Source organism: Priestia filamentosa, from assembly GCF_900177535.1.
In the GTDB taxonomy this organism is placed as follows: Bacteria; Bacillota; Bacilli; order Bacillales; family Bacillaceae_H; genus Bacillus_I; species Bacillus_I filamentosa.
This window is the reverse complement of record NZ_FXAJ01000002.1, coordinates 675,191-688,964: the sequence shown is the minus strand read 5'-3', so window position 1 is coordinate 688,964 and position 13,774 is coordinate 675,191. Positions and strand designations below refer to the sequence as shown.

General features: G+C 39.5%; 16 protein-coding genes and 1 other annotated feature. Of the genes, 5 read left to right on the top strand and 11 right to left on the bottom strand.

Annotated elements, in window-relative coordinates; all coding sequences use genetic code 11:
- Positions 1–62 precede the first annotated feature (62 nt).
- Positions 63–938, bottom strand: coding sequence for a 50S ribosomal protein L11 methyltransferase (locus B9N79_RS10480; protein WP_046217326.1), 876 nt, complete (start codon positions 936–938; stop codon positions 63–65).
- Positions 938–1,918 carry a tyrosine-type recombinase/integrase gene (locus B9N79_RS10475; protein ID WP_046217325.1) on the bottom strand — a complete coding sequence of 327 codons (981 nt, stop codon included), beginning with the start codon at positions 1,916–1,918 and terminating at the stop codon, positions 938–940. The genes B9N79_RS10480 and B9N79_RS10475 overlap by 1 nt, the downstream gene beginning before the upstream one ends.
- A 318-nt stretch (positions 1,919–2,236) precedes the next feature.
- On the opposite strand from B9N79_RS10475, the gene B9N79_RS10470 reads away from it, so the two are divergent.
- Positions 2,237–2,893, top strand: coding sequence for a GDSL-type esterase/lipase family protein (locus B9N79_RS10470; RefSeq protein WP_040057535.1), 657 nt, complete (start codon positions 2,237–2,239; stop codon positions 2,891–2,893).
- A gap of 19 nt (positions 2,894–2,912) precedes the next feature.
- On the opposite strand, the gene B9N79_RS10465 is transcribed toward B9N79_RS10470, so the two are convergent.
- The 3 genes from B9N79_RS10465 to B9N79_RS10455 form a co-directional block, all read right to left on the bottom strand.
- Positions 2,913–3,218: a hypothetical protein gene (locus B9N79_RS10465; protein WP_019394285.1), complete on the bottom strand. Its 306-nt coding sequence runs from the start codon at positions 3,216–3,218 to the stop codon at positions 2,913–2,915.
- Positions 3,211–3,444, bottom strand: a complete 234-nt coding sequence (locus tag B9N79_RS10460; RefSeq protein WP_040057537.1) for a helix-turn-helix transcriptional regulator — start codon at positions 3,442–3,444, stop codon at positions 3,211–3,213. Before B9N79_RS10460 ends, B9N79_RS10465 begins: the two co-directional genes overlap by 8 nt.
- Before the next feature lie 133 nt (positions 3,445–3,577).
- Positions 3,578–5,119 carry an FAD-dependent oxidoreductase gene (locus B9N79_RS10455; RefSeq protein ID WP_040057538.1) on the bottom strand — a complete coding sequence of 514 codons (1,542 nt, stop codon included), beginning with the start codon at positions 5,117–5,119 and terminating at the stop codon, positions 3,578–3,580.
- A gap of 212 nt (positions 5,120–5,331) precedes the next feature.
- Between B9N79_RS10455 and spoIIP the strand changes: the two genes are divergently transcribed.
- Entirely contained in the window at positions 5,332–6,492 is a 1,161-nt protein-coding gene (gene spoIIP, locus B9N79_RS10450; protein WP_019394288.1) for a stage II sporulation protein P, read from the top strand.
- 93 nt (positions 6,493–6,585) lie between these two features.
- Positions 6,586–7,266 carry a hypothetical protein gene (locus B9N79_RS10445; RefSeq protein ID WP_040057539.1) on the top strand — a complete coding sequence of 227 codons (681 nt, stop codon included), beginning with the start codon at positions 6,586–6,588 and terminating at the stop codon, positions 7,264–7,266.
- A 52-nt stretch (positions 7,267–7,318) separates the two neighbouring features.
- Here B9N79_RS10445 and B9N79_RS10440 read toward each other — a convergent pair whose 3' ends face one another.
- The 5 genes from B9N79_RS10440 to B9N79_RS10420 form a co-directional block, all read right to left on the bottom strand.
- On the bottom strand, positions 7,319–8,287 hold the full coding sequence (locus B9N79_RS10440; protein WP_085118218.1) for a bile acid:sodium symporter family protein: 969 nt from the start codon (positions 8,285–8,287) through the stop codon (positions 7,319–7,321).
- A gap of 65 nt (positions 8,288–8,352) precedes the next feature.
- Positions 8,353–9,594, bottom strand: a complete 1,242-nt coding sequence (locus B9N79_RS10435) for an MFS transporter (RefSeq protein ID WP_048896794.1) — start codon at positions 9,592–9,594, stop codon at positions 8,353–8,355.
- Positions 9,595–9,652: 58 nt separating this feature from the next.
- Positions 9,653–9,898: a binding site (T-box leader), on the bottom strand.
- 84 nt (positions 9,899–9,982) lie between these two features.
- Positions 9,983–10,624: a poly-gamma-glutamate hydrolase family protein gene (locus B9N79_RS10430; RefSeq protein ID WP_040057542.1), complete on the bottom strand. Its 642-nt coding sequence runs from the start codon at positions 10,622–10,624 to the stop codon at positions 9,983–9,985.
- Between the two features lie 66 nt (positions 10,625–10,690).
- Complete coding sequence (locus tag B9N79_RS10425) at positions 10,691–11,086, bottom strand: hypothetical protein (protein ID WP_040058366.1); 396 nt, start codon at positions 11,084–11,086, stop codon at positions 10,691–10,693.
- A gap of 276 nt (positions 11,087–11,362) precedes the next feature.
- Entirely contained in the window at positions 11,363–12,082 is a 720-nt protein-coding gene (locus B9N79_RS10420) for a YebC/PmpR family DNA-binding transcriptional regulator (RefSeq protein ID WP_019394294.1), read from the bottom strand.
- Positions 12,083–12,314: 232 nt separating this feature from the next.
- Here B9N79_RS10420 and B9N79_RS10415 point away from each other — a divergent pair, with 232 nt between their 5' ends.
- Together B9N79_RS10415 and clpP are read left to right on the top strand one after the other, a co-directional pair.
- Entirely contained in the window at positions 12,315–12,926 is a 612-nt protein-coding gene (locus tag B9N79_RS10415; protein WP_048896793.1) for a sigma factor-like helix-turn-helix DNA-binding protein, read from the top strand.
- 18 nt (positions 12,927–12,944) lie between these two features.
- Positions 12,945–13,517, top strand: coding sequence for an ATP-dependent Clp endopeptidase proteolytic subunit ClpP (gene clpP / locus B9N79_RS10410; protein ID WP_019394296.1), 573 nt, complete (start codon positions 12,945–12,947; stop codon positions 13,515–13,517).
- Positions 13,518–13,554: 37 nt separating this feature from the next.
- Here the strand turns inward: clpP and B9N79_RS10405 are convergent, their stop codons facing one another.
- Positions 13,555–13,773, bottom strand: a complete 219-nt coding sequence (locus tag B9N79_RS10405) for a hypothetical protein (RefSeq protein ID WP_040057544.1) — start codon at positions 13,771–13,773, stop codon at positions 13,555–13,557.
- Position 13,774: the final 1 nt, after the last annotated feature.

Below are 13,774 nucleotides of genomic sequence, written 5' to 3'. Positions count from 1 at the left end.
CTCCTTCAATAGAACTTGTACACCTCTTTTACTTTATTCGTATGATGAAGGATGTATGTTGATTATTTCATCTTTTGAAAGGCCATTGTGACCCATTCTTCTGTTTGAACACGATGAATCGGTTGAAATCCATGGTCGTGTAAAAGCTCTTCTACGACAAGGGTATTCCAGTCGACCATGCCAGAGATGAGAATATGGGAGGTTTTAGAAAGAAGCTGCTGCGCGTTTATAATCGTAACGGCTTCATCTCCACCTATATTGACAAAGATCCAGTCATATTGAGCTGTGATCACGCCCTCTGTATGCATGACATCTAGCTGATGAACGGTAATATTCGATACCTCGTTTAACGCTGCATTATAGAGCACTTCACGTTCAACAGGTTCAATATCGACCGCTTCTACCATTCTGGCGCCAACAAGGGAAGCGGCGATGCTTAAAATGCCAGATCCTGTACCAAGATCTAATATGCTCTTTCCGCTCAGATTTTGTGAAACGATAAATCGAACACAATCTTGAGTTGTGCCGTGAAGACCAGTTCCAAACCCACCTTGAGGATCTAACAACAGACGGCGCTTATCCACGTAAGAAGAGAAATCTGGAAACGCAATAATCCATCCGTTTTCAAGATCAATGTCTTCAAATGATGGCGCTTGTCCAAGTAAGTCTTCTTCTGTTAGAAAGCGGTAGTGAATCTCTTCTTCCGGAAAAGAGAACTGCTCGTGTAAGACCGCTTTGACATCGATTTCTTCCTCTCCAATGTAGACGTGAAAAGGGATTGTTTCGTCTTCTTTTTCTTCATAATCATACCCGTTTGATGTTGTTTCCACTTCAATAGGAGCTTCGTAGTACGTATTATAAAGGCCGACTAGGTTTAAGCTCTCGACCATTTCTTCTGCTTTTTTATAAGGGATATGTATCGTAAATTCATGTAACATCAATTGTCTTCCTTTCGTGATTGCCAGTTCTTGTTATGAAACAATTCCATCGCTTTTTCTTTTTGTTCATTTGAAATGTGAGTATACACTTGGGTTGTACTAATGTTTTCATGTCCAAGCAGCTCTTGCACTGTACGCAAATCCGCTCCGTTTTTGACTAAATATGTCCCAAATGAGTGACGAAGTTTATGACTTGAAAGAGATTTAGTTGCAAGGTATTGGAATCCCTTTTTTTCTTTTAAGTTCTCAAGTGTTTTGGTTGTCACATGCTGAATCATTCGGCGTGAGATGCGTTTGCCATGCCGCGTTAAAAAGAAAGCTTCTTCATGCTCTGTGTGCGGGATTCCTCGCTCTTTTTCGTATGCTCTTAGCTCATCGTATAAAAAGGTCGGAAGTGGAATGTAGCGTGATTTGCTTCCCTTTCCAAACACCGTAATCCCAGGACGAGAACGATCAATATCTGTGACGTTTAAATGATGCACTTCAATGACACGAAGCCCAGCAAAGGCCATGAGTTTTAAAATCAGCCTATTCCGGCGGTAAAACGCATCATGGGGTACACTCTCAAAAAACGCGCGCAATTCTTCTTCATTTAAATAAGACGGAATGTGTGCTTTTTTCGATTTAGCGGTTTCGATTTCTAAGGCTGGATTTTCATCTGTTAGATCATGTTTGATCATCGCTTTATAAAAAAGGCGAAGTGCCATCAGCCTTCGGTTTCGGCTTGCGGAGGAATGATCTTGACGAAGCGACGTGTTACTGCGTTTTCTCAGCATGCGTAAAAACCCGCTTACATCTCGTTTGGACGTATTTTCGATTTCTTTCTTTCCCTCGTGCTTGTCCACTATATAGTGTAAATAAAGGCGCACGTCATGTCCATAGTGACGAAGGGTTGAAAAGGAGTATCCTAAGTCTTCCATATATAAATCAAACACATCTAATTCTTCTTCATACAGAGTATCAATATCCGTCTCTTTCATTCTTCAAAACTCCTTACATTTTTTCTCATATTATTGCGTGTAATATACCTTACACGCAATAGAATACTAGATCATGCAAAAAAAGGCAAGAAAGGAAGAGAATTTCTCAAAAATTAGGAGTTTTCTAGTTTTGCATCTATCTTTCGTCTCTCGCATCCTTATTCAACTGGATGCAACAGAAAGAGGTATGATTGAATTTTCAGACTTTTTATACACTCTCATTTTCTCGCCCATTTTCGTATAACGCACAAGCCGTTTTTCTCTGAAAAGAATACATCAATAATAAAATAATGTGTGAAAGAGGAAAGGAAGGAAAATATGTTTCCCTTTAAGAACGAAAAAATTTCGTATGTGGCCCTAGGTGATTCTTTAACAGCAGGTGTTGGAACTTCCTTGTTTTCCCCCACCTTCCCCCAGCGTTATCGAAGGAAACTAGAATATGTATGGGGAGAACGAGTAGAGCTTTATACTATTGCAAAAAGCGGATTGACGGTCGAAGAAATTGCTACACTCTCTTCTCATCCCCGTTCCCTCCAAAACCTAGCGGACGCGGAAGTCATCACCATTACAGCAGGTGGAAACAATTTGATCCATGCTTATGAAGAAGTGATGAAAGGAAAAAGTGTATCTTCACTGCGAGATCAATTAAAAGAAGCTCAGCGCGATTTTAATGGGTTGATCCAATCTCTTTTAACCCTCAAGAAAAAAAGCTGCACATCTTACTTTATTTTTATTGCTACTCTCTATAATCCGTTTCCAGAGAGCCAAGAAGCGGATGCTTGGATTCAAAAAGTGAATGCTTCCATTAAAAAGCTCAATCATTATCCACACCTTCATATTGTTGACTTGTATTCTCTTTTTAAAGGAAGAGAAAAAGAATGGTTATCCCGAGACGGCGTTCACCCAAATGACAAAGGATACGAAGCGATGGCGCGCGCATTCTGCGAACAAACTCCATCATACAAAAGCCGTTAGCAAATGCTAACGGCTTTGATTAATATTTTCGGTTAAGAACAAAAACAGAGCTTCCTAAGCAAAAGTTAGCTAATACAACTAACACGAATAAATAATTTTTAAATTCTTCGAAAGAAAGTTGAAAAAGTCGCTGACATAAAAACAAACATAAAATGCCTGTCATCACAAAAGAGTAGGTGTAACGAAAAGAAACGGTTACAATTTTATTTCCTCGCTCATCATTTTGTTGTTTGGAGAAAAAAGAAAGATACACTCCTGGAATTAAAACAGAAATAGCTAGTAACAAAGGGAGCTCCATCCTTACTAATTCTAAAAAGTTACTCATTTTCATTCATCCTTTCCTTGTATTGAAAAATGTCTTCAATCCTTACGTTAAAGAGCTGTGCTAATTTAAAAGAGAGAATTAACGAGGGATTATATTTATTCGCTTCAATGGACACGATCGTTTGCCGACTAACTTGAACCCTTTCAGCGACTTCTTTTTGCGTCCATTTTCGCTCTGCTCGTAACACATGAAGCTTATTATGTAAGACCCCTTTATCTTTTTGCATATATTTTCCACCTCACTCTTACCATAGTAAAATATTCCAAACAAAAAATAAACTATTTTTTACTTTTTGTTTGGAATATATGACTTTTTCCCACGACAAAAAAGCTTCTCTAACTACGTTAGAGAAGCTTTTTTTATTTCTTAATATCCTCATCTTCTAATGAAGCGAGCGGCTTTTGAGCAGGTCCTTCGACAACTTCGCCGTCATAGGAAAAACGCGAACCATGACAAGGGCAGTCCCATGTTCGCTCACCGCTGTTCCATTCCACTTCACAGCCCATATGCGTACACGTTGTATCCACAAGATGAAGACAGCCTTCTCTGTCCCGGTAAGCTCCCGCTCGTTTTCCATTCACACTTACAATGGACCCTTCATCTTTTTTCAAATGATAAGCATTTCCTCTTGTGAAATCGAGCTTTCCTTTTGTTAGCTCTGCTGCAACCTCCATATTTTGTGTGACAAAATTTTTCACACTCGGATTCGGGCGGAACCGAGATGGTGTGAAGAAGGAAGCATAGCGCTTTTCCTTCTCTAGAATGGCATCGCGAATCATCATCCCTGAAAGCGTACCATGGGTCATGCCCCATTTGCGGAATCCTGTAGCAACATAAACATGAGGAGAATTTTCTGAAATGCGTCCAATATAAGGCGTTTCATCAAGCGAGATCAAATCTTGAGCTGACCATCTGTACAAGCATTCTTTTACACCAACGGAATGATGAGCAAATGAATAGATCGCTTCATAATGCTTAATCGTTTCCTCACTTCGTCCTGTTGTATGCTCTTGCCCGCCGACAAGGAGCAGTTTCTGATCATCTACGGTTGTATAACGAAGGGAATCAGACGAAGGCTCAGCGCTTAAATACATGCCTCCTGGATACCGTTTCTCACTTATAATCCCAAGAACATAAGAACGTGATGCATACATACGTGAAAAGTAAAAGCCTTTTCCATCATAGAATGGAAAATGAGTACAGCAAGCCACATCTTTACAATTCACACTATGCCCTTCTTTTGTAACAACCGTTTGCGTTTTGCCTTCTTTAATATCGACAGCTTGAGTTGATTCAAAAATTTGAGCCCCTTTCGCTGTCATCTCTTTCACAAGGTGAACAAGATACTTTAAGGGATGAAACTGCCCTTGATCTGGAATCATCACCGCGGCTTTTTCACTTAGATCAAGCGGAAGAGAAGTAAGATGCTCTCCTTCAATTCCAAGCTTTTTATACGCCTCATATTCTTTTTCGACCTTTTTGACATATGTATCTGTTGTCGCATATACGTAAGCATCCTCAACTGTATAATCACACGAGATATTTTGTGATGTAATCGTATGTTGTAAAAACTTGAGCGCTTCATTATTTCCTTCATAATAAAGAGCCGCTTCTGCTTCACCTACATATCCAATCATCTTGTCATAAATCAATCCGTGCTGAGTGGTCATTTTCGCTGTAGTGTGACTTGTTGTGCCATCAAAAAGCTTGTCTGCTTCTAAAAGCGCCACGCTTTTGCCTTCAAGCGTAAGCAAATAAGCCGTTGTGACTCCAGCAATTCCCCCTCCAATCACGGCTACATCTACATCAATGTTTTCCTTTAACGGTGAAAACGAAGGAACATCTGTTGATTCTCGCCAGTACGATGTTGAAAACTCAGGTATTTTTCCCTCATGGAACATAGGTATTTTCCTCCCTTTTATGAGCTTTCATTAGCATGTCCATTCCCTAAGTAAAATATGTATAATGTTCCCACTTATTTAGTTTACATAAATTTAGTTATGGTAAACTAAATTTTTTCCTTAACTCTAGTAAAATTTGTATATTCTATCATAACCTACTATTTTTTTGCATAGATACTATTATACTTCAATTTTAAATGAGGGATTAAACTATGAAAAAGTGGAAATACGAGCATGGAAAGATTGCCTTTCTTCCTCTATCAGCGCTCATTGCAATTGTCATTGTGTTTACGTTTTTCGTCACGGCCCTTACGACCACGACTTTTAAACTTCAGCTCAGATTTCCTTCTTATATTAGCCATACATTAAATACTAGTTCAGACAGCATTTTTTTAACCATGCTTGAAACTGAAACGCCTGCTTTTGCTTCTGAGAACCGTGAGCCTTTGTCTCTTTCTTCTCTTGGATTACAGGCGACAACAAATATTAAATTAAACAGCGCAATTACCCTTCTCGGTGATAGTTTACCTGGTTTCTTTTCCTATCATTCTGAAATTATCACACCTGGACAAGGGACAAACTATACAAATACGCCTGTAGAGTCTTCTCCATCGCTTGATACCATTTTAGAAAAAGATCAAAATAACGATTCAGGAGCGGAAGAGCCAGCACAGCCAGAAGAACCGCAGCAACCGCCGAACGGGGGCATTAAAGAGAAAAAGGTGTATATTTACCATACACACAGCTGGGAATCTTACCTTCCGATTCTCGGGTTAACGGATGATCCTGATGCTGATAAAGCGGTAGACAATCGAACAAACATTACGCTTGTTGGGAAAATGCTTGGCAACAGTTTAGAAAAAAACAACATTGGCTCAATTGTGGATACAACCAATATGACCCAAAAGCTGAATACAAAAGGATGGGGAACCGTTCAAGCCTACCGGGCTTCACGTGAAGTCGTAGAAGCGGCGAAAAGTCAAAGTGATGATCTCTCCTATTTTATTGATCTTCATCGTGATTCACTAAGAGGCGATCATACCACAATTAAAATCAAGGAAAAAGGCTACGCAAAAGTCGCGTTTGTGATTGGAAAAGAACAGCCAAACTATGAACAAAACGTCAAATTCGCCCAAGATCTTCACCACGCTCTTGAAAAGAAATATCCAGGTCTAAGTCGAGGGGTTATCGGGAAAACAGGTGCAAGCGGAAATGGCGTCTACAATCAAGACATTTCCCCTCGAGCGATTTTAATTGAAGTTGGCGGCGTTGACAACAATATGGATGAACTAGCAAATACCGTGTCTGCGTTAACAGATGTATTTAGTGACTATTATTTTCAAGCGGAAAAAGTAGATGCCCCAGCGAATTAAGAGAGAAGAAGATTTCTTCTTCTCTCTTTTTTTGTTTAAAAATGAAAGAAAACGGCTATAAAGATGAAAAACAGATAAAGGAGAGTATGGAAGATGAAAAAAACGTTTCTTACCTTCCCTCTTATTGGGATGTTAACGATCGGTACACTTGCAGGATGCGGCACTAGTGAAGAAAATACAACTCAAAATGGAAGCGATACCAATTCAACTTCTGAAACCAATAACAACGCGGCTACCAATGAATCTGCTACGTCAAATGATTTAAAACAGTACGCTCGTGATGACAACGAGCAAGATGATGGCATGGAAGATGATTTCGATCTTGTCGGGACGTTAGAAAGTGAAAAAGACAACGAGCTTGTAATGATGATTGATAATGAAAAAGTAACCGTAAAGAAAGCCGCTTCTTTTAAAACGGATGAACCGGACAACACAGAAGTAAAAGGGAAACTTGTGAAAGTAGAAGTAAATGCCAAAAGTGAGGAAGCGGAAAGTTTAGAGCTTATGCCCCAAGCAAAAGCAGATGACAACGGAGTGTACGATAAAGAGAAGGACGGCGAATATAACGTCATTGGAACATTTGTGAAAGAAGATGACAAGAGCCTTACCGTTAAAGTAAAAAACGGCGAAAAAACATATGAAAAAACGGCTGATTTTGAACATGATGATGACAGCAATCAAGATTTAAAAGATAAAGTGGTTCGTTTGGAAGTCACAAAGGACGATAAAGTAGAAAGCGTTGAAATGAATATGGAAGATCAAGATATGAAGTAGAGAGCAGAGAGTTAAAAAAGGCCTTGTTAAAAAAACAAGGCCTTTTTTAACGTTAATGATTCACATTTTTAGCAAGAAGTGTGCGGCGGTTGTAAAAGACGGTCAAAAGATAGCCGTGGAAAGCAGCGAGTACTTGTTGAAACAACATACAAAACACGACAGGAACAGCCACTTGTGCTGGGAAAAAGCTAACCGCAATGACCGTACCAGCACTAATGTTACGCATGCCTCCTGTATAGATAATGGTCACGACATTTTCACGCGTTTGCTTGAACAAAGCGGCTAATCCCCAAGAAAAGAGATATCCTGCTAGAACGATAAATAAAATCGTCCCTAAAATTCCTAAAAGCTTTGCATCAATATGACGCAAATAAGGCGCAATCGCAGAGCTATTAATCATAATAACAGCAGGTAGCGTAAGCTTGGAAAACGGAGAAAGCGTCCGACTCATTTTCTCAATCCGCGCCCGAGCACTGAATTGGTTCACAAGCATTGCTAGAAGAGATGGAAGTACCACCATAAAAAATAAACCTTTCATCATTTCGACCGTTTGCATCTCAACCGTTTCTCCTGCTAATATAGACATGCTGAACGGAACAATAAAAGGAGAAAGCAGGGTATCAATTAAAATAATCGACAGCGTCAATGGAATATTTCCTTTATACATGGATACCCAAATCATACTTGTAATCCCTGTTGGAATAACAAGAGCGAGCGTCATTCCTGTGACCGTATACGGGTCATTCGGAAAAAACAAATGCCCAATGGCAAATGCCCAAAGTGGTGTAATAACATGAAGAACAACGAGCGTTAAAAGAAGCGGAAATGGATGTAGCACTGTATTTTGGAGAGATTTAAAGTTTGATTTTAAACTTCCCACAAACGTCATGAAAGCGAACAACCACGGCACTAAAAAAGAGAGTGAGTGTAAGTTTGTGTAAGCTAACACTCCCGCAGCAACGCTGAGTGGTGTGATTAGTGGCATCCACTTTCCAATATAGTAATTTAGACGGTCTAGCATAAAAAAACCCCAATCGTTCGATTTTAAAAAGCAGTTCCTTTCTATAGTATCAGATATTAGGAGAATTAGAGCGGTTTTGAAGCGGGATTTTTTTCTTTAAGCTCCCTATCTGGGCAGAAACGAGCACGAACTGTTTGAAAATTCACACCTCCAAAAACGATAGCGAGCAGTGCCATGCTACACGCTCCAATGACCACCGTCATCCGAATAGAGAACATTTCGGCTAACCATCCGAAACAAACAGTAAAGAAGAGAACAAGCAGTGATTCAATGAAGGTAAGCATGCTGCTCATTCGGCCAATCAAATGAACAGGAACGCTGTTTTGATAAAAGGTTAAAAATCCAGCATTCAAAAACGCAAGGGCAAAAGAAAGGGTAAAACATCCAGTAAAAGCGAGAACAAACGTGTTCGAAAAAGCAAAAAGCAAATAGCCAAGTGAAATGATGACGGCTCCTACACTCATTAAGCGTAAGAGAGAAAGTTGATGAATAAGCCATGCATTAACGAAAGACCCAACTAAAATTCCCCCACCTGCCCCACTTACAATCACTCCATATTCTCCTTCTGTTAGTTCAATAACTGTTGTAGCAAAGGCAGCTTCTAGTGAATCTGTAGCTGTCATGAAAACCGTCATCAGATGAAAAAGAAGCGAAATAAGCACGATATACGGAAACCTAGAGAAAAATCGATAAACAAGAACCATATCCTTTTTTAACATGGTGAATGATAAAGAATCTTGTTTTTCTCTCTCCTTTTCGACGTCTGGTAATAATAAGGTGAGCAAAGCTGCCAGTAAAAGAGCCGCTCCGTTTAAATAAATAGCAAGGTCTCCTCCCTCTTTCATCATAAATAAACCAGCAAGCGCAGGCCCTGTGATAAACGCTCCAGAGTCAAGCAAGCTTTTATATGAGTTAAAGGTTTTACGATGCTCTACAGCCACCAGTTTTGTTGTATACGACAGCACTGTAGGATGATACATGGCGCTTGCGATATTAATGAGAAATACGACAACATAAAGCATAAGTATGGTATCTAATAAAGGAAGAAGCACTATTAGCCCTGCTTGAATAAGTTGAAGAACAATCATAAGCTGCTTTGTGCGAGCCCGGTCCACAAGGCTTCCTGCCCCTATATTCGCCAAAAGAGCGGCACTTGCTTTTAAAAGATACAGCACGGTAACAGCAAAAACAGAGTGCGTTTGCTCAAGCACGATCAGATTTAAAGCTATAAAGTAAACCCAGCTTCCTACTCCTGTAATGCCAAGGTTGACAAGTAAAAGATTCATCGTGTTCCATTCTTTTTTCATTCTGAGCTCCCCCCCTCTATTTACATAAAAAAAACATCCCACCCCCAAGATTCTTCATCTTGGGGGCGAGATGTTTTCGCGGTGCCACCCCAGTTCGCCTTCTATGTTGCCATAGAAAGCCTCATTAGGTACAACGATACCCTAGCTCAATAACAGGAGCTCCTGTCACACTATCCCCTTACGAAAAGGTTCCCATGTGAAGCTCAGAGGCTTGCTTCGGTAGAAATGAAAACACCCTTTCTCAGCGATTCAGGGCTCTCTGTACTTTTCATTTTCTACGTACTCTTCTCATCAGCGCTCAATTTTTAATTTTTATCATTTTATCCCTTTTATGGAATTTTTGTCAAGAGATCTTTTCGAAAAAATAATAAAAAGACCTCCTCATTCCCTAAGAAGGTCTTCCTTTCATATGTTCCTCAATCGCTTCAACCAACGCATTTTTGTAATCACGCAAAGACTTTGTCCAGTTCGAAGGATGTCGCCGGTTTGATTTTGCCCAGTTGTGATGACGGAAAAATCGTTTCCTTTGCTCTGCGGTCAGTTCGAGCTGCACGCCCATCCCCTGTACGGTTGCATTTGTAATATTCCGGCTTTCCATCCCTGCAAATCCTTTTCTTGCGTCTTTTACAATAAAACCTTTTTCCGTAAGCTTCTGTCTAATCGTTTCTTTTAACTCCACATCCCGTCCTCCGATATACGTTTCAGCCTTTGTACCACGCATGCCATGAAACGTAATATGCCAGTGAACATTTTCTAACAGCCGAAGTTGGCGAGGTTCGTCAAAGTTGGTTGAGGTAATATGTAAATCACGATTCCCTGAAGACTGTAATCCTTCAAAAACATACCAAGACCATGCGGGTCGACTCATGGAAATGGCTTCAACCAACTCCGTTGTGCCTGCTTCAATTCCACCTCCATGGGGAGCGGAAAGACAAAGAAGTGATTGGTGATCTTGATATCGCACTTGGTAATGGTTGCCTTCTACTTTGTCTGATGTTAAAGCTTGATAATTTTTATATACATCACTCATTTTGTTCTCCTCTTGCTTTTCTATAAAATAGGATTTTCCGTTAGATTTTCAAGACTTTATATACGATTACTTTTCAATTGCCAATCTGAATACTAAAAGAGCAAGTAAAAACGTAATCGGGGTCATGACTACTGTTTCTAAGAAAGAGTGTGAAGCTAAATTACCTATAGAGTTCAGAATCATCACTCCAAATATACCCCATATCCCGATGTTTGACGTTCTTTTAAATTGTCCTTTTAAAATATACCCTGCTTTTACCGCCACAATTGAAATAAATATCATTTGGATCAGAATGGATACCATTTCGAAGAGGATAACGTCTTCCTGTCTCTTTAATCGTCCTCCCCATACAAAGTCATATGGCAAAATGTTTAGTAATATGAGCACATGCATGAGTAGGGCCAGCGTATTAATGGCAAGGATGATATAACTTGCCATCCTCGTACTAATGAATTTTTTCATGTTCTTCTCCTTGCTTTGTAGAATATCGTTAAGTAAATGAATAACACTTACAAGAGTCAAACAAATACCCCTACTACATGAATTCTTTTGCAAAAGGACAAGATAATCATTCTAAACGCAATATATTCAATGAGGAATGGTTTATGATAACAGGAAGGAATGAAGATTTTTGTATGAACTTATCCATCTTCTCGAAACAAAAGCCTCACTTCTTGTATAAGTGCATTTCTCATACAAGAAGTGAGGCTTAGTCCCGTAACTTAAACTTATCTTAAATTATTCACCTAGATCCACATTGTGATACACTTGTTGTACGTCTTCTAAATCTTCTAGTGCATCCACCATTTTTTCAAATAAAGCTTGGTCTTCTTCAGAAAGTGTTACTTCAGTTTGAGGAAGCATTGTAAGCTCTGCCACTGTAAAGTCTTCTACACCTGCAGTGCGAAGGGCTTCTTGAGCAGCCTGAAACTCATCTGGTTCTGTATAGATGATCACGGCTTCGTCTTCTTCTAGAATATCACGTGCGTCAACATCTGCTTCCATTAAAATTTCAAGCACTTCTTCTTCATTTTTGCCTTCAAGGCCAATTACGCCTGTTGGGTCAAACATGTAAGCAACAGAACCGCTCACACCCATGTTTCCGCCGTTTTTTCCGAATGCCGCACGTACGTCAGAAGCGGTACGATTGACGTTGTTTGTTAACGCATCCACAATCACCATTGATCCGTTTACACCAAAGCCTTCATAGCGAAGTTGGTCATAGTTTTCTTCGCCGCCGCCTTTTGCTTTTTCGATTGCACGATCAATAATTGCTTTTGGCACGTTATATGTTTTAGCGCGCTCAAGCACAAATTTTAGCGTTTGGTTTGCCTCTGGATCAGGCTCTCCACTTTTCGCCGCCACGTAGATTTCGCGACCAAATTTAGCATAAACTCGACTTGTTTTCGCGTCTTTTGATGCTTTCTTTTCTTTAATATTGTTCCATTTACGTCCCATTATGAACACTCGCTTTCAACTTTAAATCGATATGTATTATACGCTTAAAGATAACAAAAATCCACTATAATGAAGGATTGTCACCTTTGTACCTTCTTCATTATACCTCAAATTCCCTGTTTTTGATAAGATAAAGAACAAAATGATTTTATATATAAATGAAGTCCCCATATCTTTTTCACCGTTTCATTCGTTTTAAAAGAGAGAGAACTTAAAAGGAGGATTAAAATCCATGTTAGAGCTAAACAAAAGAAACAAGGAAGAAATTGAGGTACAAGAGCTTTATAAAGGCCTTCTTCCTTACTGTTGTTTCCTTTCAGGAGATAAATGGGATGGAGAAGATTTAGCACAAGAAACGATGTTAAAAGCGATGCAAAACTACGGGTCTCTTACCCCTGCTTTATTAAAGAAAATAGCCTATCATAAATGGATAGATGAAACGCGTAAAAGAAGTCGAGAAACAGTTGGTGAAACAGATCACCATACCTTAACGAAAGAAACCCGGCAGGAAGAAGTTGAAGCTCTTTTACATTCGCTCACGCCCAAACAAGCAGTGATACTCACTTTAAAAGAAGCTTTTCAATATAAAATCAATGAAATCTCCTCCATTCTTGAAATGACAGAACCTGGAGTTAAGGCTCTTTTAAAACGAGCACGAACAAAACTTCGCGGAGAAAACGAAGAAGAAAAAATCAACAATCAAGAACTTGTAGATGCTATTTCAAAGAGTATTCAAGAGGAAGATCCTGCACCTTTACTTTCTTTCCTAAAACAAAAAAAGGCATTCGAACCAATGGCTCATATGGTATTCCGCTCTTACAGTTCTCTCAACATCGCGTCATAAGAAAAAGGAGGGTTAAGCATGAATCATATTCCATATGTAATTGAACAATCAGCATCTGGTGAACGTTCATATGACATTTATTCACGTCTTTTAAAAGATCGCATTATTATGGTGAGCAACGAAATTAATGATTCCATGGCTAACAGCATTGTGGCACAACTGCTCTTTTTAACAGCGGATAATGCCGAAAAAGATATTTCTCTTTATATTAACAGTCCAGGTGGATCAGTCTCAGCGGGATTTGCTATTTTTGATACTATGCAGCATATTCAACCAGATGTTCGCACCATTTGTACAGGAATGGCCGCTTCGTTTGGAGCTCTTTTACTGCTCGGAGGAGCGAAAGGAAAACGATTTGCTTTGCCAAATAGTGAAATAATGCTTCATCAGCCGCTTGGAGGAGCACGCGGTCAAGCCACTGAAATTGAAATTTCAGCAAAGCGGATCCTTAAACTAAAAGAACACATTAATCGGATTATTGCAGACCGCACAGGACAGCCTTATGATAAAGTTGTGCAAGATACGGACCGTGATTACTTCCTAAGCGCGGAAGAAGCGAAAAACTACGGGGTGATTGATGAGATTATTTAAAATAAAACCCAAGATGAGAATCTTCTCGTCTTGGGTTTTATTTGACTAAGGTTCTCCCTCTATTTTTTCTTTTTTGAAATCTTTTGACCCCTTCTGTTCCCGCTATGCTACTAATCATTCCAATCATAACGCTTGCAGAGATAATTTTCGCCGCATAGTAAATCCCTGTACCAAAGAAAAGATCTACCACGACGATCTTTTTAATTGTAGAAGCTTCTATTGTATAAATCACAATATGATTCGTCTTCGCTCTCATC

What these genes read in the sequence shown, in the direction of transcription:
- spoIIP (WP_019394288.1), top strand. Translation starts at nt 5,332, where the DNA reads ATGAAAAAGTGGAAATACGAGCATGGAAAGATTGCCTTTCTTCCTCTA.
- B9N79_RS10460 (WP_040057537.1), bottom strand. Translation starts at nt 3,444, where the DNA reads ATGCAAAAAGATAAAGGGGTCTTACATAATAAGCTTCATGTGTTACGA.
- B9N79_RS10425 (WP_040058366.1), bottom strand. Translation starts at nt 11,086, where the DNA reads ATGAAAAAATTCATTAGTACGAGGATGGCAAGTTATATCATCCTTGCC.
- B9N79_RS10420 (WP_019394294.1), bottom strand. Translation starts at nt 12,082, where the DNA reads ATGGGACGTAAATGGAACAATATTAAAGAAAAGAAAGCATCAAAAGAC.
- B9N79_RS10440 (WP_085118218.1), bottom strand. Translation starts at nt 8,287, where the DNA reads ATGCTAGACCGTCTAAATTACTATATTGGAAAGTGGATGCCACTAATC.
- B9N79_RS10455 (WP_040057538.1), bottom strand. Translation starts at nt 5,119, where the DNA reads ATGTTCCATGAGGGAAAAATACCTGAGTTTTCAACATCGTACTGGCGA.
- B9N79_RS10405 (WP_040057544.1), bottom strand. Translation starts at nt 13,773, where the DNA reads ATGAGAGCGAAGACGAATCATATTGTGATTTATACAATAGAAGCTTCT.
- B9N79_RS10475 (WP_046217325.1), bottom strand. Translation starts at nt 1,918, where the DNA reads ATGAAAGAGACGGATATTGATACTCTGTATGAAGAAGAATTAGATGTG.
- B9N79_RS10435 (WP_048896794.1), bottom strand. Translation starts at nt 9,594, where the DNA reads ATGAAAAAAGAATGGAACACGATGAATCTTTTACTTGTCAACCTTGGC.
- B9N79_RS10465 (WP_019394285.1), bottom strand. Translation starts at nt 3,218, where the DNA reads ATGAGTAACTTTTTAGAATTAGTAAGGATGGAGCTCCCTTTGTTACTA.
- B9N79_RS10470 (WP_040057535.1), top strand. Translation starts at nt 2,237, where the DNA reads ATGTTTCCCTTTAAGAACGAAAAAATTTCGTATGTGGCCCTAGGTGAT.
- clpP (WP_019394296.1), top strand. Translation starts at nt 12,945, where the DNA reads ATGAATCATATTCCATATGTAATTGAACAATCAGCATCTGGTGAACGT.
- B9N79_RS10415 (WP_048896793.1), top strand. Translation starts at nt 12,315, where the DNA reads ATGTTAGAGCTAAACAAAAGAAACAAGGAAGAAATTGAGGTACAAGAG.
- B9N79_RS10445 (WP_040057539.1), top strand. Translation starts at nt 6,586, where the DNA reads ATGAAAAAAACGTTTCTTACCTTCCCTCTTATTGGGATGTTAACGATC.
- B9N79_RS10430 (WP_040057542.1), bottom strand. Translation starts at nt 10,624, where the DNA reads ATGAGTGATGTATATAAAAATTATCAAGCTTTAACATCAGACAAAGTA.
- B9N79_RS10480 (WP_046217326.1), bottom strand. Translation starts at nt 938, where the DNA reads ATGTTACATGAATTTACGATACATATCCCTTATAAAAAAGCAGAAGAA.